This window comes from Caulobacter sp. GW821-FHT10C03, from assembly GCF_059415485.1.
Genome location: NZ_JBWKNI010000006.1, coordinates 271,697 through 293,211 on the forward strand (window position 1 = coordinate 271,697; position 21,515 = coordinate 293,211).

At 68.1% G+C, this 21,515-nt stretch carries 19 protein-coding genes; 13 read left to right on the top strand and 6 right to left on the bottom strand.

Annotated features, from left to right (window positions below; all coding sequences use genetic code 11):
* Positions 1-1,620 carry a hypothetical protein gene (locus AC07NG_RS10540; RefSeq protein WP_494593850.1) on the top strand — a complete coding sequence of 540 codons (1,620 nt, stop codon included), beginning with the start codon at positions 1-3 and terminating at the stop codon, positions 1,618-1,620.
* On the opposite strand, the gene AC07NG_RS10545 is transcribed toward AC07NG_RS10540, so the two are convergent.
* Entirely contained in the window at positions 1,617-3,212 is a 1,596-nt protein-coding gene (locus tag AC07NG_RS10545) for a sensor histidine kinase (protein ID WP_494593852.1), read from the bottom strand. The genes AC07NG_RS10540 and AC07NG_RS10545 overlap by 4 nt on opposite strands.
* Before the next feature lie 247 nt (positions 3,213-3,459).
* On the opposite strand from AC07NG_RS10545, the gene AC07NG_RS10550 reads away from it, so the two are divergent.
* The gene (locus AC07NG_RS10550) at positions 3,460-4,206 is read left to right on the top strand and encodes a hypothetical protein (RefSeq protein ID WP_494593854.1); all 747 of its coding nucleotides are present in this window, start codon (positions 3,460-3,462) and stop codon (positions 4,204-4,206) included.
* Between the two features lie 5 nt (positions 4,207-4,211).
* Here the strand turns inward: AC07NG_RS10550 and AC07NG_RS10555 are convergent, their stop codons facing one another.
* The gene (locus AC07NG_RS10555) at positions 4,212-4,883 is read right to left on the bottom strand and encodes a hypothetical protein (protein ID WP_494593855.1); all 672 of its coding nucleotides are present in this window, start codon (positions 4,881-4,883) and stop codon (positions 4,212-4,214) included.
* 143 nt (positions 4,884-5,026) lie between these two features.
* Between AC07NG_RS10555 and AC07NG_RS10560 the strand changes: the two genes are divergently transcribed.
* From AC07NG_RS10560 to AC07NG_RS10590, 7 genes are all read left to right on the top strand, one after another.
* Positions 5,027-5,755 (top strand): CPBP family intramembrane glutamic endopeptidase, encoded by a 729-nt coding sequence (locus AC07NG_RS10560; RefSeq protein WP_494593857.1) that lies wholly within the window; start codon positions 5,027-5,029, stop codon positions 5,753-5,755.
* Positions 5,756-5,908: 153 nt separating this feature from the next.
* Positions 5,909-6,043 (top strand): 50S ribosomal protein L34, encoded by a 135-nt coding sequence (gene rpmH, locus AC07NG_RS10565; RefSeq protein ID WP_110118343.1) that lies wholly within the window; start codon positions 5,909-5,911, stop codon positions 6,041-6,043.
* 112 nt (positions 6,044-6,155) lie between these two features.
* Positions 6,156-6,650 (top strand): ribonuclease P protein component, encoded by a 495-nt coding sequence (rnpA, locus tag AC07NG_RS10570; RefSeq protein WP_494593859.1) that lies wholly within the window; start codon positions 6,156-6,158, stop codon positions 6,648-6,650.
* 7 nt (positions 6,651-6,657) lie between these two features.
* Positions 6,658-8,517, top strand: coding sequence for a membrane protein insertase YidC (gene yidC, locus AC07NG_RS10575; protein ID WP_494593861.1), 1,860 nt, complete (start codon positions 6,658-6,660; stop codon positions 8,515-8,517).
* The gene (gene yihA, locus AC07NG_RS10580; protein WP_492853917.1) at positions 8,517-9,167 is read left to right on the top strand and encodes a ribosome biogenesis GTP-binding protein YihA/YsxC; all 651 of its coding nucleotides are present in this window, start codon (positions 8,517-8,519) and stop codon (positions 9,165-9,167) included. Before yidC ends, yihA begins: the two co-directional genes overlap by 1 nt.
* A 331-nt stretch (positions 9,168-9,498) precedes the next feature.
* Positions 9,499-11,769, top strand: coding sequence for a TonB-dependent receptor plug domain-containing protein (locus AC07NG_RS10585; protein ID WP_494593863.1), 2,271 nt, complete (start codon positions 9,499-9,501; stop codon positions 11,767-11,769).
* 295 nt (positions 11,770-12,064) lie between these two features.
* The gene (locus AC07NG_RS10590; protein ID WP_492853915.1) at positions 12,065-12,241 is read left to right on the top strand and encodes a hypothetical protein; all 177 of its coding nucleotides are present in this window, start codon (positions 12,065-12,067) and stop codon (positions 12,239-12,241) included.
* A gap of 7 nt (positions 12,242-12,248) precedes the next feature.
* Here AC07NG_RS10590 and AC07NG_RS10595 read toward each other — a convergent pair whose 3' ends face one another.
* From AC07NG_RS10595 to AC07NG_RS10610, 4 genes are all read right to left on the bottom strand, one after another.
* Positions 12,249-13,052: a response regulator gene (locus tag AC07NG_RS10595; protein WP_110118347.1), complete on the bottom strand. Its 804-nt coding sequence runs from the start codon at positions 13,050-13,052 to the stop codon at positions 12,249-12,251.
* 122 nt (positions 13,053-13,174) lie between these two features.
* A complete protein-coding gene (locus AC07NG_RS10600) occupies positions 13,175-14,320 on the bottom strand; it encodes a hypothetical protein (RefSeq protein ID WP_492854001.1) in 1,146 nt (381 codons plus the stop codon).
* A 277-nt stretch (positions 14,321-14,597) separates the two neighbouring features.
* On the bottom strand, positions 14,598-15,884 hold the full coding sequence (locus tag AC07NG_RS10605) for an adenylosuccinate synthase (RefSeq protein ID WP_110118348.1): 1,287 nt from the start codon (positions 15,882-15,884) through the stop codon (positions 14,598-14,600).
* A gap of 120 nt (positions 15,885-16,004) precedes the next feature.
* Complete coding sequence (locus AC07NG_RS10610; protein ID WP_487290424.1) at positions 16,005-16,619, bottom strand: acyloxyacyl hydrolase; 615 nt, start codon at positions 16,617-16,619, stop codon at positions 16,005-16,007.
* Positions 16,620-16,738: 119 nt separating this feature from the next.
* Between AC07NG_RS10610 and AC07NG_RS10615 the strand changes: the two genes are divergently transcribed.
* The 4 genes from AC07NG_RS10615 to AC07NG_RS10630 all read left to right on the top strand — a co-directional run bounded on the left by AC07NG_RS10615 (position 16,739) and on the right by AC07NG_RS10630 (position 21,511).
* Complete coding sequence (locus AC07NG_RS10615; protein WP_494593866.1) at positions 16,739-17,704, top strand: threonine ammonia-lyase; 966 nt, start codon at positions 16,739-16,741, stop codon at positions 17,702-17,704.
* 134 nt (positions 17,705-17,838) lie between these two features.
* Positions 17,839-18,168, top strand: coding sequence for an endonuclease domain-containing protein (locus AC07NG_RS10620; RefSeq protein WP_492853913.1), 330 nt, complete (start codon positions 17,839-17,841; stop codon positions 18,166-18,168).
* A 183-nt stretch (positions 18,169-18,351) separates the two neighbouring features.
* Positions 18,352-20,004 carry a M28 family metallopeptidase gene (locus tag AC07NG_RS10625; RefSeq protein ID WP_494593868.1) on the top strand — a complete coding sequence of 551 codons (1,653 nt, stop codon included), beginning with the start codon at positions 18,352-18,354 and terminating at the stop codon, positions 20,002-20,004.
* A 118-nt stretch (positions 20,005-20,122) separates the two neighbouring features.
* Positions 20,123-21,511, top strand: coding sequence for an L-serine ammonia-lyase (locus AC07NG_RS10630; protein ID WP_494593870.1), 1,389 nt, complete (start codon positions 20,123-20,125; stop codon positions 21,509-21,511).
* Positions 21,512-21,515 lie beyond the last annotated feature (4 nt).

Below are 21,515 nucleotides of genomic sequence, written 5' to 3' on the forward strand. Positions count from 1 at the left end.
GTGGCCCGCGTGCTCCGCGCCGAGACCGACGACCTACGCGAACTGGCACGGATCGCGGGGCTCGATCCTGCGACCATGTACATCGGCACGCGCATGGACGGCGCCGACATGCGCGGCCAGGACCTGCGGGGGATGGCGTTCCCAGGGCTCGACCGCAGCAAGGTGCGGACGGACGCGCGCACGCTGCTGGACGAGCCGGTAGCGGCGGAAGAGCTATCTTCTCCGGCGGTTGAAAAGCAGCGTTCGGAAACGACATTGCTCTTCTTCCATGATGCCGAAGTCTTTGCGAGCTACCGAAGCGCCAAGCCGCTGCCATTCGACACCATGGCTTTCGGGCCGGATGACGCGAAGGCGTTCTGGCAGGCTTGCCAAGATTTCGATGGGCCCCGTCTCACCGTCGAGCTCGGTGAGAAGAGGACGTCTCCGTGGGGGCGTTGGATATGGCGTGATGGCCCGCCGGCCGATCTGATCCGCATCATTGGAGTCGATGGGCGCGCTGATCGCTTTCACGAATTTGCGCGGGCTGTGCAGCAAGAAGTCCCTGCTCCGACGATATTGGTCCCGCTTGATCCTGGTTTTGGCGAGCAAAACAGAAATCCAGTTCTTGCGACGTCGATCCGCTATCTGATCGGTGTGGCGAGCATATATTGGCCAGGTGTCGTGGGCTTTGTGCAGCGGACCGGCCTGGCGACCTTCGTCAGTCAGCGATCAGAAGCCTCGGACAGCGGCGCTGCATGGTTCCAGATTTTCGCGCGTGCTTGGAGTTTAGATCTCGATCCGGAACGATCACTACGGATCCAATTGGCGAGAGGCGATGCTTCGCTTCAAAGCGAAGCTGCCGTGGTTTTCCCGGGAGGCCACGACATATTTGTCATGCCGCGGGAGGACTGGCCCGCACACGATGTCGCTATTCTCACCAGGGGGGTCTCCTGCGATCGCGACAAGGTGCGCTTCGACTACCGACGCTTGGCTCAGAGTCTTCTTGCGAGGAATGGTTGGAATCCCTCGAGTGAATATTGGGAGGGGGCGGACTGGCAGGCTGACGACGTCTATATGCGAAACGGGCCGGTGCGCGGCATGAGTCTGGATCTGGACGTCCTTATCGCGCCGCATCTCCAGCTGTCTGGGGTGTCACGACTGTTGGCTGAGTTTTCGATTCGCCGCGGGACGGGCTTGGTCATAAGCGAACATGCCGACCCCGGCGCCATCCTGTCGACGCTCGCAAGCCAGGACCGCTTGCTTGTCAGCCTTGAAGATCTTCGCTGGCTGGATTCCCACGCAACCAGTTTGTGGCTGACCATCGGTCACCAGGCGCGGCGGATCGCTCGCGGCATGTCCAGTTCGTCGCGGTTTCTTTACGTGGCCGCGCTGATCCGGAAAGCTCTTGAGTTGAAGAGGGTCAGCCAGAATTATCGACAGATTCTCGCGGGGCTGATTGGTGCCCCGGGGACTGAGCCGCGCGAACAGATCGACATCACGCCGCTCGGTTTCGACAAGTCGAGGGTAGCCTTCGCGATCACGATACCCAGTCTTCCTTCTGAACCGGGTGCAGCCGGGTTGGCCTTGGTGATCGACGAGCACGGTCCGTCCGTAGCGCCTCAGCGCTCCGTCGCATTCTAACCCCGCGGCGAAACCAGCCGCTTCAACGGCGCCGCCACGGCGACCGCCGCCTCCACCCCCACCGGCGTCTCCACCACGAACCGGCTGCCCAGGCCCGGTGTGCTGTCCAGGGTGATCTCGCCGCCCATGGTCTCGACGATCTGGCGGGTGATGCTGAGGCCAAGGCCGGTGCCGCCGACGTGGCGGGCGGGGTCGCCGACCTGTTCGAAGGGGCGGAAGACCGCGTCCAGCTGGTCGGGGGCGACGCCGACGCCGGTGTCTTCGACGGTGAAGCGCAGGCGGGCCTCGCCGCCGGCTTTCGGCTCGAGGCTTTCGACGCTCAGCGACACGCGGCCCTGGTCGGTGAACTTCACCGCGTTGCCCAGCAGGTTGATCAGCACCTGGCGCAGGCGCTTGGGGTCGGCGACGATGGTGCGGGGGGCGTCGGCCGCCAGGTCGACGGCGAAGGCCAGGCCCTTCTCCTCGGCCCGCAGCCGGAACATCTGGTCGATCTCGTCGAGGCAGGCGCGCAGGTCGAAGGCGGCGGGCTGGAGGTCGAGCCGCCCGGCCTCGATCTTGGCGATGTCGAGGATGTCGCTGATCATCGCCAGCAGGTGCTCGCCGCTGGAGCGGATGGCGTCGACGGCCGTGCGCTGCCTGTCGTCCAGCGCGCCGCGGCTGAGCCAGTAGCTGTAGCCGATCACCGCGTTCAGCGGCGTGCGCAGCTCGTGGCTCATGTGGCCCAGGAACTGCGACTTGGCCGCGTTGGCTGCCTCGGCGGCGGCGCGGGCCTCGCCCATCACCCGGGCTTCCTCCAACTGGCGGCGCTGGCGGGTTTCGAACTCGCGGCGCATGCCCAGCAGGCGCCCCACCAGAAAGCCGCCGGTCACCACCAGCCAGACGCCCAGGATGATCAGGTACCACTGGCCGTCCGACAGCGAGACGCCCTCGAGGTCGATCTCGTCGAGCGACACGGTCAGCGGGCCGGGCGCGGCGTCGTCGGTGGTGATGGCGATCGCCCGCACGTCGGCCAGGTTCGGGGCGGCGTCGCGGGGCGACACGCCGTGGCTGCTGACCCACCAGCCCTCGGCGGTCAGGCGGTCCAGCGGCAGGCGGATCTCGTTGGCGCCCGGATCGACCGGGAATTCCAGGACCAGCGGCACGTCCTGGTCGCCGACCTTGCCACGTAGGGCCGCCGGCGGGGCGGTCTTGACCTGCAGCTTCAGCCGGTCGCCGCCGCCGCTGTAGGTCAGGCGCAGGGTGATGCTCTGGTAGCGGGTGAAGTCGAGCCCCTTGCTTGCGCCGCCGGTGGTCAGCTGCAGGCCATAGCCGCAATAGGGATAGTTGACGGCCGCCCGGATGTCGCAGCGCCAGGCCATCTGCCGATGCGGATCGGGGGTGACGCTGGAGCGGCCGCCGGTCTCGGCGTCGGAGAAGGCGTAGGCGATCACCTGGTCCGACTGCGGCGTCAGGGCCAGGCTCTGGCGGGTGAGGGCGCCCTTGCCCAGCACCGCGGCGAAGGTCACCGCGATCAGCAGGAACAGCGCCGCCTCGACCTTCAGATGCCGATAGCGCCGCCAGCCGCCGTTCTCGTTGAACGCCGGCGACGACACCGGTGTCCGTGAGGTTGAACGAGGATCCGGACGCTGCGGCACGAGGCGCTCCTGGAGGCCTGTGCGGGCCGCGAAAGGAAGAAGCGCGACCTTAGCTCGAGCATGTTTGACCGCCGTTTAACGCGGCGCCGGAAATCTTCGGCTCGGCGCCGCGACCTTTTGTCGGCCTCTCGGCGTGAATGACCTTTGCGAGCGCCATGCGCCATGGTTCAACCCGAAGTGGTCGCCACAGCCCCAAGGAAACGCCATGTCCGTTCGCCGCCGGATCGCCGCCGCCGCCGCGCTCGCCGCGCTCGTCTCAGCAAGCGCGGTTCCGCCCGCCTGGGCCCAGATCCCCGGCGACCTGCGCGACCTGATCGGCGCCCGGGCGGCGGGCGGCGAAAGCGAGCTGCAGCGGCGGGGCTACGAATTCGACCATGTGGACGAGGGCGGCAGCGCCAAGTGGAGCTATTGGCGGCGCGGCGACGACTGCGTCCAGGTCACCACCCGCGACGGCCGCTACCTGACCATCGTCGAGGCCCGCAACCTGTGCCGCAAGAAGAGCTCTGACTCCAAGGCCGCCGCCGTCGTGGCGGGCGTGGCCATCGTCGGCCTGGCCGCCGCCCTGGCGGCTCACAAGCAGAAGCACGGCGACGCCGACCGCGCCCACGACGACGAATACGAGCGCGGTTACCAGGCGGCCCTCTACGGCTCCGACTATGACGACCGGCACGAGACCGAGGGCTATCACGAGGGCTTCCTGGCCGGGCAGTCCGAGCGCGACAACCGCCGCTACGCCAACACCCGCTACGTCCGTAACGCCCCGCGCGCGGCCCAGGACGCCTGCTCGCGCCGGGCCGACGCGTTCCAGAACCGTCCCGCCGGCTCAAGCGTGCCGATCAGCGTCCGCGACCTGGGGCGCGGCGACTGGGAGCTGACCATGGCCACCGGCCCCTATCGCTCGCGCTGCTTCGCCTCGTCCGACGGCCAGGTCCGCTCGATCGAGCCGTACTGACGTCTTCAGGCCAGGGCCAGCGGGATCAGGATCAGCAGCATGTAGAAGAGGGCGCGCGCCAGGGCCGCCACGGCGGTCACGGCCGCGCGGGCCGGCGGGATCGACAGATGCCGCGACAGCCAGCGGGTCTGGGCCACGATCAGCCAGACGGTCGAGGCCAGGATCACCGCCGCGCCGGCCCCGACCAGGGCCGGGGTCCCGCGCTGCACGGCCATCAGGCCCAGCGACACGGCCAGCGCCACCGGCGAGGCCAGGTAGCACTGGGCGTAGAACGGCCGCCGCAGGGTCTGGCGCGAAATCGCCACGCCCTGCTTGCGCAGCCGGGTCAGGGTCACGACCAGCGGCGTGAGGCCAAACAGCAGGCAGCGGAACATCAGCAGGTTCTGCTGGGAGTCGTAGAGCGCCTTGGCCAGGGGCGGGGCGTTGGCCGGCTGGGGAACGTGGACCGCCCAGCCGATGGCGTTGGCGATCACCAGGGTGATGATCAGCAGCACCGGCGGGCTCAGCGCGTCATCGTAGCGCAGGTCCTCGGGCTGGCCTTCCTCGCGGTCGGAATAGGCCATGGCGGTCATCGGCCGGCTGACGATCCGCAGCATGGTGCGCGGGTAGAAGTAGAGCCAGGTCATGGCTTCGAAGAGCAGTTCCTCGAAGCTTCTCAGGATCTTCAGCAGGTCCACGAAGCAGGCTCCCGTTGCGCCGACCGGTCGGTGATAGCAGCAGCGGGCCGCGATTTCTGCCCATCCATCGCAAGGCGAGAGGCGAGCGCTATACAGCCATGGCGAAGCGTCGCCATAGTCGCCCGCGCAGTGGAGCTTCGATCATGGCAGGGCCGACCCCGCGAGACTTTCCCTATATCCGCGCCGCGCCCGAAGGCCTGTCGGCCGGTTGGTGGGTCATGGTGCTGGGAAGCTGCGTCGCCGGTTTCGTGGCGCTGATGCTGCTGGCGCGCGCGCCGGGCGGTCCGATGGCGCTGGCCGGGCCGGTGCTGTTCGCCGCCATGCCGCTGCTGGCGCTGAGGGCGGCCGCCGGACGCGGCTGGACGGCGCTGTTCCCGCGCCTCACCTTGACCGACGTGCTGGCCGGCCTGCTGACCGTTCCCCTCGCCCTGCTGCTGTCGAGCGCGGTCGCCCTGGTCTTCACCAAGGCCGGCGGCGTCGCCGTCAATCCGGTCGCGGGTCTGCTCACGCGGCTGGACGGCTGGGAGCGCGTCGTCTTCATCGCCGGCACCGCGCCGCAGCTGCTGGGCGAGGAGCTGATCACCATCCTGCCGTTCCTGGCGCTGCTGACGCTGTTTCATCGCCGGTTCGGACTGGCCCTGCGGTCTTCGGTTCTGGCCGCCTGGATTCTGTCGGCCGCGATCTTCGGCCTGCTGCACCTGTCGACCTACGACTGGAACCTGGCCCAGGTGCTGCTGGTCATCGGCGTCTCGCGGCTGGCGCTGACCGTCCCCTATCTGCTGACCCGCAGCCTCTGGTCCTCGCTGATCGCCCACATTACCCTGGACTGGTCGATCTTCGCGCTGGTGCTGCTGGGCGCGGCCAGAGGGTAGGGCGAGAGGGTAGGGGGCCAACCCCTTGCCCTGACTCAGCTTCCGGCGCTTTGCGCGGTTGACATCCCCGGCCGCCTCGCTTATCCACCGCCCCTCACTCGCGGCGGCCGCAAGGTTGTCCGCGTCAACGCTATTGTAATTCGGAGCCACGTCGTGAAGCGGACATTCCAGCCGTCGAAGCTCGTGCGAGCCCGCCGTCACGGCTACCGCACGCGTATGGCCACCAAGAACGGCCAAAAGATCGTCGCGCGTCGTCGCGCCAAGGGCCGCAAGCGCCTGACGGCCTAAGAGCGGGTCTCCCGCTCTTCTTTCCTGCTTCGGCAGGATCGTACGACATGACAAAAGCCGCCCCTTCCCTGAACCAGGCCTCCAGCCTGCGCCGGAAAGGGCGGCTTTTTTCATGACCGATTCCCAGGTTTCCGCCGCCCCCCTGGCCGAACCTCTCGCGCCCGACCCCAAGGGCCCGAAGATCGAGCGCATCAAGGTGCGCGCCGACTTCCTGAAGGCCGCCAAGGCCCCCTCGCTGTCGCGCGGCGCCGTCTTCATGCAGCTGCGCCCGCGAGGCGACGACGACGCCCTGATCCGCGTCGGCTTCACCGCTTCCAAGAAGGTCGGCGGCTCGGTGGAGCGCAATCGCGCGAAAAGACGCCTGCGCGAGGCCGCGAGGCTCCTTCTGCCCCTTCATGGACGGCCCGGTTGCGACTATGTGTTCATCGCCCGCGGCGGTACGCGCTCGCGGCCCTGGGGGCGTTTGCTTGACGATGTAAAAGCCGCGCTGATAAGCCTCGCGGCCGAAATAGACCGCGGGGGGAGACATCCCTCTCCATCTGCCCCTGCCGCGCCCGCCTCACCCTCTTCGCACGCGCCTGCGTCGAAGCCCTCCGATCCCGGTTAAGTCATCCATGCAGAACGACAACAAGAACACGCTGGTCTTCATCGTCAGCGCGTTCGCGATCCTTCTCGGCTACCAATTCTTCGTGCTGGGCCCGAACCAGAAGAAGATGGAAGAAGCCGCCCGCGCCAAGAAGGCCGCCGAGGCCCAGGCCGCCGCCGTCGCGCCTCCCGGCATGACCGTCGGTCCGGACGGCTCGCCCCAGCCGATCAAGCTGTCGCGCGACGTCGCCAAGGCCGCCAGCCCGCGGATCGCCGTCGACACCCCGGCCCTGGCCGGCTCGATCGCCCTGAAGGGCGCGCGGATCGACGACCTGTGGCTCAAGCGCTACGGCCAGACCACCAAGAAGAACGCCCCGCCCGTCGAGCTGCTGCGCCCGACCGGCGCCGAGAACGCCTTCTTCGCCGAATTCGGCTGGGCCGGCGCCAATCCGGCGGGCCTGCCGGACGCCAACACCGTCTGGACCGCTCCGGCCGGCGCGACCTTGCGCCCCGGCTCGCCGGTCGTGCTGACGCATGACAACGGCCAGGGCCTGATCTTCACCCGCACGCTCTCGGTCGACGCCGACGCCATGTTCACGGTGTCCGACAGCGTCAAGAACCAGGGTGGCCAGACCCTGACCCTGGCGCCCTACGCCTCGGTGCAGCGCTGGGGCATCCCCACCGATCTGGGCAAGAACCACATCGTCCACGAGGGCGGCATCGGCATCCTGGGCCAGGACGGCTACGAGCTGAAGCAGGCCAAGTACCAGGACTGGAAAAAGAAGAAGCCGCTGCAGGAGTTCTCCTCCAAGGGCGGCTGGACCGGCATCACCGACAAGTACTGGCTGGCGGCCCTGATCCCGAGCCAGGACGAGGCCATCACGGCCCGCTACAAGGTCACGCCCGTCTCCGGCGTCGATGTCTACGAGGCCAACTACACCGCCGCGGCGCGCGCCCTGGCCCCCGGCCAGACCCTGACCGAGACCACCCGCCTGTTCGCCGGCGCCAAGACCGTGCCGCTGCTGCGCCAGTACGAGTACAACGGCAACGCTCCCAGCGGCTGGGCCTTCTGGGACAAGCGCAAGGCCGACATCCCGCGCTTCGACGACGCCGTGGACTGGGGCATGTTCGCCCTGATCACCCGTCCGATCTTCAACGTGCTGGAGATCTTCTACAAGCTGGTCGGCAACTTCGGCATCGCCATCATGCTGCTGACCGTGACCCTGAAGCTCCTGCTCTATCCGCTGGCGGACAAGAGCTACGAGTCCATGGCCAAGATGAAGAAGATCGCCCCCGAGGTCGAAAAGCTGAAGGCCAAGAACAAGGAAGACCCGGCCAAGCTGCAGCAGGAAACCATGGCGCTGTACGCCAAGGAGAAGATCAACCCGTTCATGGGCTGCGTGCCCATGCTGATCCAGATCCCGGTGTTCTACTCGCTGTACAAGGTGCTGACGGTCACGATCGAAATGCGCCACGCGCCGTTCTTCGGCTGGATCCAGGACCTGTCCGCGCGTGACCCGACGACGTTCATGAACCTGTTCGGCCTGATCCCGTGGGATCCGGCGACGGCCCCGCTGATCGGCAACTTCCTGGGCGGCCCCCTGCACATCGGCGTCTGGCCGCTGCTGTACGGCTTCACCATGTGGCTGACCACGGCGATGAACCCGCCGGCCGGCGATCCGATGCAGCAGAAGATCTTCCAGTTCTTCCCGCTGATCTTCATGTTCACCCTGTCGCAGTTCGCGGTGGGCCTGGTGATCTACTGGTGCTGGTCGAACGTCCTGACCATCATCCAGCAGTACATCATCATGCGCCGCTACAAGGTCGACAACCCGATCGACCAGATCGTGGCTCGCCTGACCGGCAAGCAGACCGCGACGGCCACCTGATGACCGATCCGATCGATCCCATCTTCACCGAAGACGAGATCGAGGCGGCCCGGGTGCTCTTCGCCCAGCCGGTCTCGTTCATGATGGGGGCCGTCCGCATGGACGGCCTGCCGCCCTCCGACCTGCCGGAAGTGGCCTTCGCCGGCCGCTCCAACGTCGGCAAGTCGAGCCTGATCAACGGTCTGGTCGGCCAGAAGTACCTGGCCCGCGCCTCCAACGAGCCGGGCCGTACGCGGGAGATCAACTTCTTCCTGCTGGCCGAGAAGCTGCGTCTGGTCGACCTCCCGGGCTACGGCTTCGCGCGCGTCTCGCGCTCGACGGCCAGCAAGTTCCAGGACCTGGGCCGCCAGTTCCTGCGCGGCCGGCCCAACCTCAAGCGCGTCTACCTGCTGATCGACGCCCGTCACGGGCTGAAGAAGGTCGACGCCGAGGCGCTTGACGCCCTCGACATCTCGGCGGTCTCCTACCAGATCGTCCTGACCAAGGCCGACAAGATCAAGCCGGCGGAAGTCGAGAAGGTCGTCGAGGAAACCACCAAGGCCGTCGCCAAGCGTCCGGCCGCCTTCCCCCGGGTGCTGGCCACCTCGTCGGAGAAGGGCCTGGGGTTGCCGGAGCTGCGGGCGGAGATCTCGCGGACCTGCCTCGGCTGATCCTTCTCCCCTTGCGGGAGAAGGTGGCGCCGTAGGCGTCGGATGAGGGGTCTCTCAGAAATCAGACGCCGCGACAGCCGAAAGGCCGTCGCGGCGTTTTGCGTCTGCGCGACCCCTCACCCGACCCCACTTCGTGGGGCCACCCTCTCCCGCAAGGGGAGAGGGATTGGATGTTCCGAGCACGGATCATCCGCGCCGCTACATAAATTCGCAATAAAACTGTCGCCGAAACTTCTCTGGCCCCCAGGTTGTGGCGAAACTATGCCCTGCCCCGACAAAAACACGCGCGTCACCCGGTGTCATGCCCGGCCGCGAAGTGGGGGATGTTTCGATGAAGAAGACCGCTCTGTTGGCGCTGTGCGCCCTCGCGCCCCTGGCCATGGCGGCCCAGGCCGCGGCCGCCGATCTCGCCGACGCTCCGATCGCCACCGCCGAAGAGCCGGTCACGGCCTCGGAAGTCGTCGTCCAGGCCCAGATCGCCTACCGCAACCGCAGCGAGGAGACCGCCCCGGTCCTCGAATACGGCCTCGACTACTTCCAGCGCTTCGAGCCCCTGACCGCCGGCGACGCCCTCAAGCGCGTGCCCTCGGTGGCCTTCCTGTCGGACGTTCTGGAATCGGACGGCGTGCGCATGCGCGGCCTGGATCCGGGCTACACCCAGGTGCTGATCAACGGCGAGAAGGTGCCCGGCTCGGGCGTCGACCGCTCGTTCTTCGTCGACCGCATCCCCGCCGAACTGATCGAGCGCGTCGAGATCGTCCGCAGCGCCAGCGCCAACCGTAGCGGCGACGCCCTGGCCGGCGCCGTCAACATCGTGCTGCGCGACGCCTATTCGCTGGACGGCGGCTTCTTCCGCGTCGGGGCCCTGGGCTTCAACGATGGCCGCATCCGCGAGACCCTGGGCGGCGTCTGGGGCGGCCAGGTCGGCCCCGGCCGCCTGCTGCTGGGCGCCAACCTGCAGGGCCGCCGCAACCCCAAGGAAAAGACCAGCCTGCGCTACGCCAGCCCGAACGGCGCCTTCGTCAACCGCGAAGACCAGAGCGACGTGCGCAACGGCACCGACTACTCGTTCAACGCCAGCTACCAGACGCCCCTGGCCGGCGGCGACCTCGACCTGTCGGCCTTCTACGTCAAGACCGACCGCAAGCAGGACGAATACTCGCTCGAGTACAACACCCGCACCGGCGGCTCGACCGCGCCGATCGTGTTCGGCAAGACCACCGGCGGCAACCTGCTGACCATCAACCACCAGATCGTCGACACCGACCAGGAAACCCTGACCCTGTCGGCCAAGTACAAGCACGAGATGTTCGGCGGCGTCGGCTCGGCCCGGGTCACCTACGCCCGCTTCACCGAGACCGATTTCGACCGCGAGGACGACACCGACTACAATCGCTCCAAGCCGCGCTACACCTTCGACCGGACCACGACCGACATCGAGGACACCGAGACCACGCTGAAGCTGAAGCACGAGCGTGACCTGGGCGCGGCCAAGCTGGAGTTCGGCGTCGACCTGCAGGACAAGAGCCGCGACAGCGACATCCAGACCCTGCGCAACCGCTACAACATCGGCGCGACCGCGGTCAGCAACCCCTACGAAGCCGTCCCCGGCGGCGTGAACCAGATCGAGGAAAAGCGCGTCGATCCCTACGTCCAGCTGTCGGGCAAGGCCGGCGACGTGAAGTGGGAAGCGGGCCTGCGCTACGAGACCACCGACGTCTCGATCACCGACGAGACGGCCGCGGCCGCCCTGCGCGACACCAGCCTCGACTACGCCATCCTGCTGCCCTCGGCCCACCTGCGCTGGAGCCTGACCGACGACGACCGCGTCACCGCCTCGGTGGCCCGCACCGTGCGCCGCCCCGGCTTCGACCAGATCTCGCCGGCGGTTCTCGAGGAGGAGTACGGCGACAACGACTTCATCGGCAATCCGAACCTGAAGCCGGAAACCGCCTGGGGCCTGGACGTCGGCTATGAGCGCCGCCTCGGCCGTCAGGGCGTGGCGGGCGTCAACTTCTTCTACCGCGACGTCACCGACCTGATCGAACTGGCCGACACCGGCGTCGTGGGCTCGGCCGGCGGCACCGCCAGCGTGCTGCAGTCGCGCAACGTCGGCGACGGCAAGGTCTGGGGTCTGGAGTTCGACCTCTCCACCCCGCTGACCGTGGTGGGCCTGGAGAACACCGGCGTGTTCTTCAACTACTCCTGGCTCGACAGCGAGATCTCGGACGTGCTGGGCAAGCGTCGCTTCAACGGCCAGGCCAAGTACGTGGCCAATGTCGGCTTCATCCAGGACCTGCCGAAGCTGGGCGCGGCCTTCGGCGCCACCTACCGCAAGCAGGGCGAGGCCTTCGACCGCCTGATCGGCGAGGAAGTCCACACCACCTACGGCGGCGAGCTGGAGATCTTCGTCGAGAAGCGCATCGGCGAGCGCACCACCATCCGCCTGACCGGCTCGAACCTGCTGAACGGCAAGAAGAAGGAAAGCTTCGACAAGTTCGACAGCCTGGCCGACCAGAAGGCGCGCAACTACGCCGAGTACGAACTGGAATCGGAAGAAGCCGGCCCGGCCTTCCAGCTGATCGCCCGCATGGCGTTCTGATCCAGATCCCGAGCCTTCTCCCCTTGCGGGAGAAGGATAGGGGTCTCTCAAAAGCAAGACGCCGCGACAGCCGACCAGCTGTCGCGGCGTTTTCCGTTTAGACGCTCCTCCCCCGCTCGCGGGGGAGGGGGACCGGCGAAGCCGGTGGAGGGGGCGAGACTGGGCGGGGCGGCGGCGGTCGCCCCCTCCGTCACGTCGCCGATGGCGCCGCGCCACCTCCCCCGTTTCACGGGGGAGGAGAGGCTCGTCGATGCGTTCGACTTTCCTGTACGAAAAGGCGTGCTAGCCTGGCCCCATGTCGCAGGTTCTCCTCCGCCGCCTCGCCTTCGTCGCCCTGATCCTGGGCGTGCTCGCCAGCATCGCTTTGCTGAACAAGGGGCTGCAGGGGAACGTCCCCCTGGGCCAGCTGGCGGTGGTGCTGTTCCTGGCCTGCGTGGCCGGTTTCGCGCTGGTTTCGCGTCGGCGGACCTGAAGCGGCCCTAAGCCGCCCGGCCGTTGCCCTCGTCGGTCATGAAGCCCATCAGGGCGTCGATGCGCCTGACCAGTTCGGCGCGGCCGCCGCCGACCGAGAAGTCGGCCGTGGTGCAGCCGGCCAGGGCCGCGGCGGCCTCGACCAGGCGCGGATCCTTCACCGCCACGCCGACGGCGTTCAGCTCGGCCGCCTGAGCGGCCAGGGCCCGGCGGGCCTGGGCCGGATCGCTGTCCAGCGACTGGGCGGCCGACTTGACGATGCGCAGGGCCTGCGACAGGCGCGCGGCGGGCGTGCCGGCGGCGTCGGCCTTGCGCTTGCGCGGACCCTTGTATTCGGCCGAGTTGAAGCGGCGGCGGTCGGGACCGACGTACTGCACGGCCTCCACCCAGTCGCGCGGCTTCAGGGTCACGGCCTCGAGGCGGCGTTCCAGATCCTTGATCGTGAACGGCTTGCGCATGAACTCGTGGATGCCGGCGTCGCGGGCCCCGAAGATGGCTTCGGCGGTGGCTTCGGCCGTGCACATGATGATCGGGTTCTGGCGGCAGGCCAGGTCGCTGCGGCGGATCTTGCGGGCCAGGGCCAGGCCGTCGGCGCCCGAGCTGGCGTGCTCGACGAAGATCATCTGCGGGTCGACGGTGCGCACCATCCCCCAGCCCTGCTCGATGGTCGGGGCGGCGAAGACCTGCACATTGCCCACGTGGCGCAGCTGGTCGCCCAGCAGGCGGACGGCCGCGTTGCTCGGATCGACGACCAACACGCGCTGCATCTTGGCGGCGATGCGCTGCAGGGTGCGGGGGTTGTCGTCGAACACGGGGCGGGGCCTCCTCGCTGGTCGGGAAGATCGGACCCCGACTCTTAAGGCGCGAGGGTAAAAATCCGCTTGATGACCAGGCGGGCCCTCTGCGTCAGATCGCCTACCTCAGGTGGGCGATCTCAGATCGACAGCGAGGCCGACAACCCGGAGTCGAAGTCCTGCAGGATGTCGACGGCCTCTTCCACGTCGACGATGGCCGGCTGGCCCTCGGGGAAGCGGTAGCGCCAGAAGCTGGCGATGTGCGAGATCACCCCGACCTTCTCGCCCAGGGACAGGAACATCTCGGGCGCGCGCAGCAGGAACTCGCGGAAGGCCTGCGGCTTGCCGTTGTCGATCAGGTCCTCGAAGGCGTCGTCATAGACCTTGATCGTGCGCAGGATCGAGGCGCGCTCGACCACCACCCCGTGCTGCAGCCGCTTGCGGGCGTCGTCGACATAGCGGGCCGTCTCGGCCTCGCGGGCGCCGGTGATGATCATCTGGCCGATCTCGCCGGCCGTGGCGGTCAGCTGCGGCCACAGGCGCGTCAGCATCCACTTGTAATAGAGGAAGCCCTTCCAGCTGAAGACGCCCTCGCGGAAGCTCTCGCCCTCCAGGACCAGGGTCTCGCGCAGGGGCTCCAGCCGCTCGTCGACGTCGGTCGACAGCAGGGCCTCGACCAGGCGGGCGGCGGCCGCGCCGTTGACCCGGCCGCTGTCGCGATAGGCCAGGTCGATCAGCCGCGAGATCTCGACGGTGACGAAGCCCTGCATCTGCTCCAGGTCGCCGGGCGACAGGGCGAAGTAGCAGGGGGCCACGATCATGCCGTGGCGGCGCAGGTGCTCGCGCAGCAGGAACGGGTCCAGCGACGGCAGCATGTCGATCATGCGCAGCGTGGCCAGGTCCCGCGTCATGTCGGTGGGATCGTTGCAGGCCTCGCGCAGCAGGTCGATCCAACCACGCTGGCCCACGAAGAACGACTGGCCGCCCAGCGACAGGTCGCTGCGCTCGAACGGGATGATGATCTTGGTCGCCGTGGGGCGGGCTTCGTCGAACAGGAACAGGTCGTCGGCCCGCAGGCGGTGCTTGACGATCAGGGCGTTGTTCAGGACCCGGTTGCGAAACAGCGGATGCTGCGAATATTCCGGCCGCTTGTGGCTGTCGGCGGCGATGGCCAGCAGGTTCAGCACCCGGCTGGTCGAGGCCGTGCGCTCCAGGGCGCGCAGGCTGCGCGTCAATCGGTCCGGCTTGCGGACCGGAGAGAGCTTTCGACGCGCGGACAAGATCAGGCGACCCCCTTGGTGACACGAGGGTTGTAGCCTTGCCGACCTAAGCAATCGCTAACCGCGACCGTAGGTAGTCCTCATTATGGGGATTGTCGGCCTCCGTGAGTTCCTTCTCCCCTTGCGGGAGAAGGTGTCGGCGAAGCCGACGGATGAGGGGTCTCTCAAACGCAAAACGCCGCGACGGCTGAGCAGCTGTCGCGGCGTCTGATTTCTGAGAGACCCCTCACCCGACCTCCCTTCGGGAGGCCACCCTCTCCCGCAAGGGGAGAGGGACGCTGGGCTACCCCGCGAACGGGTCGCGCATCAGGATGGTGTCGTCGCGCTCGGGGCTGGTGGAGAGCAGGGCCACCGGGGCGCCGATCAGTTCCTCGACGCGGCGCACGTACTTGATGGCGTTGGCGTTGAGGTCCTTGAACGAGCGGGCGCCGGCGGTGCTTTCGCTCCAGCCTTCGATCTCCTCGTACACGGGCTCGGCGGCGGCCTGGTCGCGCATGCCGGCGGGCAGGTAGTCGAGGATCTTGTCGCCGATCTTGTAGCCGACGCAGATCTTCAGGGTCTTCAGTCCGTCCAGCACGTCCAGCTTGGTCAGGGCGATGCCGTCGATGCCGTTGATGGCCACCGACTGGCGCACCAGCACCGCGTCGAACCAGCCGCAGCGGCGCGGACGGCCGGTGTTGACGCCGACCTCGCGGCCGATCGTGGCCAGGTGCTTGCCCACTTCATCCTGCAGCTCGCAGGCGAACGGGCCTTCGCCGACGCGGGTGGTGTAGGCCTTGACGATGCCCAGCACGTAGCCCGGACCCTTGGGACCCATGCCCGAACCGGCCGCGGCCTGGCCGGCGACGGTGTTGGACGAGGTGACGAACGGATAGGTGCCGTGGTCGACGTCCAGCAGGGCGCCCTGGGCGCCTTCGAACAGGATGCGCTTGCCGGCCTTGTGGGCCTGGTCGAGCACGCGCCAGGCGGGCTGGGCGTAGGCCAGGATCTGCGGCGCGATCTCCATCAGCTGGTCGAACAGCGCGCCGGCGTCGGCGTCCGGCAGGCCAAGGCCGCGACGCAGGGCGCCGTGGTGGCTGAGCAGGCGCTCGATCTTCGGCTTCAGGGCTTCCGGATCGGCCAGGTCGGCGACGCGGATGGCGCGACGGCCCACCTTGTCCTCGTAGGCCGGGCCGATGCCGCGGCCGGTGGTGCCGATCTTCTGGCTGGAGGCGGCTTCACGCGCCTGGTCCAGGTCGCGGTGCAGCGGCAGGATCAGGGCGGCGTTGTCGGCCAGGATCAGCACGTCCGGCGTGATGGCCACGCCCTGGTCGGCGATCTTGGCGATCTCGCCCAGCAGGTGCCAGGGGTCGACGACGACGCCGTTGCCGATGACCGAGGTCTTGCCCTGCACGACGCCAGAGGGCAGCAGGGCCAGCTTGTAGACCTTGCCGTCCACCACCAGCGTATGGCCGGCGTTGTGGCCGCCCTGGAAGCGCACGACGACGTCGGCCCGGTTGGAGAGCCAGTCGACGATCTTGCCCTTGCCCTCGTCGCCCCATTGGGCGCCCACGACGGTCACGTTGGCCATGATAGAGATATGCCTTGTCACCTGCCCGGTAGCGCCCGCGGCCCTTCGACAGGACTCGGCGGCGGACGTTGTCTCGATTGTAGGTGACGAACGGGGGGCCGTCAGGCGGCCCCCGCGAAGTCAGAAGGCGTAAAGCAGTCGCACGCCCAGATCGTCAAGCCCCTGGTTCTTGCCCTGGTGGAAGATCTGGCCGTTCGACAGGTGCACGTAGGACAGTTCGGTCGCCCAACGGTCGTTGAAGCGGTAGCCCAGGTTCAGCTCCGGCTGGAACAGCACCTTCGAGCCGAAATCGATGCGGGTGTAGTAGAGCTTGAGGCGGCGATCGATCTCGGCCTGGCTGATGCCGGGCTGGTTCACCGGCGGCAGGTTGGTCTCGCCGTCGGTATAGGCCAGGCCCATGCCCGGGCGGAAATAGAAGCCGCCCTTGTCGCCGAAGTCGATCGGCCAGCTGAAGCCGGCGGCCACGAAGTTCGAGGTGTTTTCGCTGTTCAGGGACAGGAAAGCGTGGACCTGCGGCTTGCCCAGCCAGCGCAGGTTCTCCAGGCGATCGGTGCGGTAGCCGACGTGCAGGTCGACGCCGTCCTCGCGGCCGGCGGCGCCCAGGCCCACGGCCTCGCCGATGAAGGTGACGTCGTGCTTGTAGGCGCCGACGATCAGTTCGCCGGCGCTGGCGGCCGTGCCGGCGGCGAGCGACAGGACGGCGCAGGCCGCGGCGGCCAGCAGTGCGGTCTTCATGGTGTGAGAGCCCCTCAGCAGTCTTCCCGCTCTCTTATGGCGCGAACTTCCTGTGCGAGCTAGTAGCGGTGCGGTCGATTGTCGCGGCCCGTGGGGCCGCAGCCGCAACGGATGTTTTCATGACCGTCTCGCTCGCCGACATCCAGGCCGCCGCCGCCCGCCTCCAGGGCCAGGCCGTCGTCACGCCCTTGCTCGAAAGCGCCGCCCTGTCCGAGCGCCTGTCGGGGCGGATCTTCGTCAAGCCCGAGACCCTGCAGCTGGCCGGGGCCTTCAAGTTTCGCGGCGCCTACAACCGCCTCTCGCAGCTGTCGGACGAAGAGAAGGGCAGGGGCGTCGTCGCCTTCTCGTCGGGCAACCACGCCCAGGGCGTGGCGCTCGCCGCCCGCAAGCTTGGCCTGCCCGCCCTGATCGTCATGCCGCTCGACGCGCCGGGCGTGAAGGTCGAGGCCACGCGCGGCTTCGGCGCCGAGATCCGCTTCTTCGACCGCTTCAAGGAAGACCGCGAGGCCATCGCCGCGCAGATCGCGGCCGAGCGCGGCATGATCGTCGTGCCGTCCTACGACGACCCGCACATCATCGCCGGCCAGGGCACGGTGGGGCTGGAGATCATCGCCCAGGCCGAGGCGGCCGGCGCGACCCTCGACAAGGTGCTCTGCCCCGTCGGCGGCGGCGGGCTGATCGCCGGAACCTCGACCGCCGTGAAGGCCCTGTCGCCCGCCACCCAGGTCTGGGGCGCCGAACCGGCCGGCTTCGACGAGACCCGCCGCTCGCTGGGCAGCGGCCATCGCGAGGTGATCGACCCCGACGCCCGCTCGTTCTGCGACGCCCTGCTGACCCCGATCCCCGGCGCCCTGACCTGGCCGATCAACAGCCGGACGCTCACCGGGATCGCCGCCGTCACCGACGATGAAGTGGCCGCCGCCATGCGCTGGGCGTTCATGAACCTGAAGCTGGTGGTCGAGCCGGGCGGTTGCGTGGCTTTGGCCGCCGCGCTGAGCGGCAAGATCGACCTCTCCGGCCAGACGGCGGCCATCGTGCTGTCTGGCGGGAATGTGGATCCGGCGGTGTTTTCAAAAGTCCTCTGATCCTTCTCCCCTTGCGGGAGAAGGTGGCGCCGTAGGCGTCGGATGAGGGGTCTCTCAGAAAGACCAACCGCGAACGAGAGCAGACGGACAAATGGCAACTTGAGATTGTTCCTTATTTGTTCCAATCTCGACGCATGGCCGCCATCGCCCAAGCCCGCCACATGCGCCGCGCGCCCGTCTCCACCGAGCGCCTGCTATGGACCCTCCTGCGCGACCGCCAGCTCGACGGTCTGAAGTTCCGGCGGCAGGTCCTCCTGGGCCGCTACATCGCCGATTTCGTCTGTTTTCGGCATCGGCTGGTGATCGAGGCGGACGGTCCGCACCACGACGAGCGCGACCGGGATCTGGTTCGCGATTCCTGGCTACGGGAGCAGGGCTTTCGGGTGATGCGGTTTCCGAACCGGACGGTGCAGGAAGATCGGGAGACGGTGCTCGCGGCCATACTGGCGGCGTGCGGTCGCTAGCATTCGCCGTGCGCGGCGGCGCCGGCTTTCGACCCCTCATCCGACGCCTATCGGCGCCACCTTCTCCCGCAAGGGGAGAAGGAAGCTCGAGCACGCCCACTTTCTCCCCACCCCCTAGCGGCGGTCAAAACCACCCGCTAGGGTCCGCGCCTTCGAATGAACCGCTCGAAAAGAACAGCGACGATGAAACGCCTTCTCCTCGCCACGGCCCTGATCGCCGCGCCCATGCTCGCGCATGCCGCCGACGCGCCCAAGATCGACCCGGCCCGCCTGTCGCAGCACATCAAGGTGCTGTCCTCGGACGAGTTCGAGGGCCGGGGTCCCGCCACCGAGGGCGAGAAGAAGACCGTCGCCTACATCACCCAGCAGATGCAGGCGATCGGCCTGGAGCCGGCCGGCGACCTGCAGAAGGACGGCAAGCGCGCCTGGACCCAGGACGTGCCGCTGGGCAAGTTCGAGATCAAGGGCCCGGTCGCCGCCCACATCATGACGGCGTCCAACCACATCAACCTGGCCCAGGGCGAGCAGATCGCCATCCGCGCGGCCATGACCAATGTCGACAAGGTGTCGATCAAGGACGCGCCGCTGGTCTTCGCCGGCTACGGCGTCACCGCGCCCGAGCGCAACTGGGACGATTTCAAGGGCCTGGACGTCAAGGGCAAGATCGTCGTCGTGCTGATCAATGACCCGGACTTCGAAACGGGGAAGGGCGACTTCGGCGGCAAGGCCATGACCTATTACGGCCGCTGGACCTACAAGTACGAAGAGGCCGCCCGCCGCGGCGCCGCCGGCCTGCTGATCGTGCATGAGACCGCCCCGGCCTCCTACGGCTGGAACACGGTCAAGAACTCCAACACCAACACGATGTTCGACATCGTCCGCAAGGATCCGGGCAAGAGCCACCCGCCCCTGGAAGGCTGGATCCAGCGCGACCTGGCCGTTGAGCTCTTCAAGCAGGCTGGCCTGGATTTCGAGGCCCTGAAGCAGCAGGCCCAGACCCGCGACTTCAAGCCGGTGGACCTGAAGGCGACCTTCTCGGCCGACTACGCCGTCGATCACCAGGTCATCGTCTCCAAGAACATCGCCGGCCGGGTGAAGGGGGCGAAGTTCCCCGACGAGAGCATCATCTACAGCGGCCACTGGGACCACCTGGGCGTGGGCCTGCCGGACGCCAAGGGCGACAAGATCTATAACGGCGCCGTGGACAACGCCGACGGCATCGCCGCCCTGCTGGAACTGGGCCGCGCCTTCAAGGCCGGCCCCGCGCCGCAGCGCTCGGTGCTGTTCCTGGCGGTGACGGCGGAAGAAAAGGGCCTGCTGGGCTCGGAATACTACGCCGCCAACCCGCTGTTCCCGCTGGCCAAGACGGTCGCCGACCTGAACATCGACGCCCTGTCGGCCGCCGGCCCGGCCAAGGACGTCACCACCTCGGGCGACGGCAAGGTCGATCTGCAGGACATGCTGGTGGCCAAGGCCAAGGAAGAGGGCCGTTACTTCACGCCTGATCCCACGCCGCAGGCCGGCCACTTCTACCGCTCGGACCACTTCCCCTTCGCCAAGCGCGGCGTGCCGGCGATCTCGGTCGGCTCGGGCAATGATCTGGTCAACGGCGGCAAGGAAGCCGGCGAGAAGGCCGAGGAAGACTACACCACCAACCGCTACCACCAGCCGGCCGACGAATGGTCGGCGGACTGGGACCTGTCGGGCCAGGCGATGGACATCGGCCTGTTCTACAAGGTGGGCGCGGATCTGGCGAACTCGCGCGTGTGGCCCGAGTGGCAGGCGGGTTCGGAGTTCAAGGACCTGCGCGACAAGACCAAGGCTGAACGGAAGTAAGAGAAAGTAACCCGATCACCCCCGCGAAGGCGGGGGCCCAAGCCGAGTCGACCGCGCACCCCGTGGCCAGCTCAGCCTGGGTCCCCGCCTTCGCGGGGAAGAACGGTGAAGAATAAAAATGACCGCCTCCGTCTTCGATCTCTTCAAGCTGGGCGTCGGCCCTTCCAGCAGCCACACCATGGGGCCGATGACGGCGGGGGTGATGTTCGTCGAGCGGCTGCGCGCCGCCGGCAAGCTCCCGCTCGTCGCCAGGGTCGAGACCCGGCTCTACGCCTCGCTGGCCCTGACCGGCAAAGGCCACGCCACCGACCGCGCCGTGATCCTGGGCCTGATGGGTTTCGCGCCCGCCAACCTCGATCCCGACGCCGGCGAGGCGGCTCTCACCGAGACCAAGGCCACCCAGTGGATGCTGCTCGGCGGCGAGGTCGGCATCGGCTTCGACGAGGCCCGCGACATCGTCTTCGCCGGCCACGAGCGCCTGCCCCAGCATCCGAATGCGCTGACCTTCACCGCCTTCGACGCCGAAGGCGGCGTGCTGGCCGAGCGCACCTATTTCTCGATCGGCGGCGGCTTCGTGCGCGACGAGAGCGAGATGGGCCGCAACGCCCCGCCCGAGGAAGGTCCGGCCATCCCGTTCCCGTTCGAAAGCTCGGCCGACCTCTTGGAACGCGCCGACCAGGCCGGCCTGACCATCGCCCAGGTGATGGCCGCCAACGAGCTGGCCCGGATGAGCGAGGGCGAGATGAACGCCGGCCTCGACCGCATCTTCGGGGCCATGGAGGCCTGTATCGACCGGGGCATGCGCGAGGACGGGATCCTGCCCGGCGGCCTGTCGGTCAAGCGCCGCGCCCGCCAGATCCACCAGACCATCCTTGGCCGGATGGAGCGCCAGATGAGCGATCCGCTGGCGGCCATGGACTTCGTCAACCTGTGGGCCATGGCGGTCAACGAGGAGAACGCCGCCGGCGGCCGCGTCGTCACCGCCCCGACCAATGGCGCGGCGGGCCTGGTGCCGGCCGTGCTGCGGTTCTTCATGCGCTTCCACAAGGGCACGCCCGAGCAGGCGCGGGTGTTCCTGCTGACCGCCGCCGCGATCGGCGCGCTCTACAAGCGCAACGCCTCGATCTCGGGGGCCGAGGTCGGCTGCCAGGGCGAGGTGGGCGTGGCCTGCTCCATGGCCGCCGGCGGCCTCTGCGCCGCCCTGGGCGGGACCAACGCCCAGATCGAGAACGCCGCCGAGATCGGCATGGAGCACAACCTCGGCCTCACCTGCGATCCCATCGGCGGCCTGGTCCAGATCCCCTGCATCGAGCGCAACGCCATGGGCGCCATCAAGGCCATCGACGCCGCCCGCCTGGCTTTGCTCGGCGACGGCCAGCACTCGGTGTCGCTCGACAAGGTCATCGCCACGATGAAGCGCACGGGCGAGGACATGAACGAGATCTACAAGGAGACCTCGCTCGGCGGCCTGGCCGTGGGCCTGTCGGTGAACCGGGTGGAGTGCTGAGGCG

Bases quoted from the DNA above. Each gene is read 5' to 3' on its own strand.
- AC07NG_RS10550 (WP_494593854.1), top strand. From the start codon at position 3,460: ATGTCCGTTCGCCGCCGGATCGCCGCCGCCGCCGCGCTCGCCGCGCTC.
- AC07NG_RS10560 (WP_494593857.1), top strand. From the start codon at position 5,027: ATGGCAGGGCCGACCCCGCGAGACTTTCCCTATATCCGCGCCGCGCCC.
- rnpA (WP_494593859.1), top strand. From the start codon at position 6,156: ATGACCGATTCCCAGGTTTCCGCCGCCCCCCTGGCCGAACCTCTCGCG.
- yidC (WP_494593861.1), top strand. From the start codon at position 6,658: ATGCAGAACGACAACAAGAACACGCTGGTCTTCATCGTCAGCGCGTTC.
- yihA (WP_492853917.1), top strand. From the start codon at position 8,517: ATGACCGATCCGATCGATCCCATCTTCACCGAAGACGAGATCGAGGCG.
- AC07NG_RS10585 (WP_494593863.1), top strand. From the start codon at position 9,499: ATGAAGAAGACCGCTCTGTTGGCGCTGTGCGCCCTCGCGCCCCTGGCC.
- AC07NG_RS10590 (WP_492853915.1), top strand. From the start codon at position 12,065: ATGTCGCAGGTTCTCCTCCGCCGCCTCGCCTTCGTCGCCCTGATCCTG.
- AC07NG_RS10605 (WP_110118348.1), bottom strand. From the start codon at position 15,884: ATGGCCAACGTGACCGTCGTGGGCGCCCAATGGGGCGACGAGGGCAAG.
- AC07NG_RS10610 (WP_487290424.1), bottom strand. From the start codon at position 16,619: ATGAAGACCGCACTGCTGGCCGCCGCGGCCTGCGCCGTCCTGTCGCTC.
- AC07NG_RS10615 (WP_494593866.1), top strand. From the start codon at position 16,739: ATGACCGTCTCGCTCGCCGACATCCAGGCCGCCGCCGCCCGCCTCCAG.
- AC07NG_RS10620 (WP_492853913.1), top strand. From the start codon at position 17,839: ATGGCCGCCATCGCCCAAGCCCGCCACATGCGCCGCGCGCCCGTCTCC.
- AC07NG_RS10625 (WP_494593868.1), top strand. From the start codon at position 18,352: ATGAAACGCCTTCTCCTCGCCACGGCCCTGATCGCCGCGCCCATGCTC.
- AC07NG_RS10630 (WP_494593870.1), top strand. From the start codon at position 20,123: ATGACCGCCTCCGTCTTCGATCTCTTCAAGCTGGGCGTCGGCCCTTCC.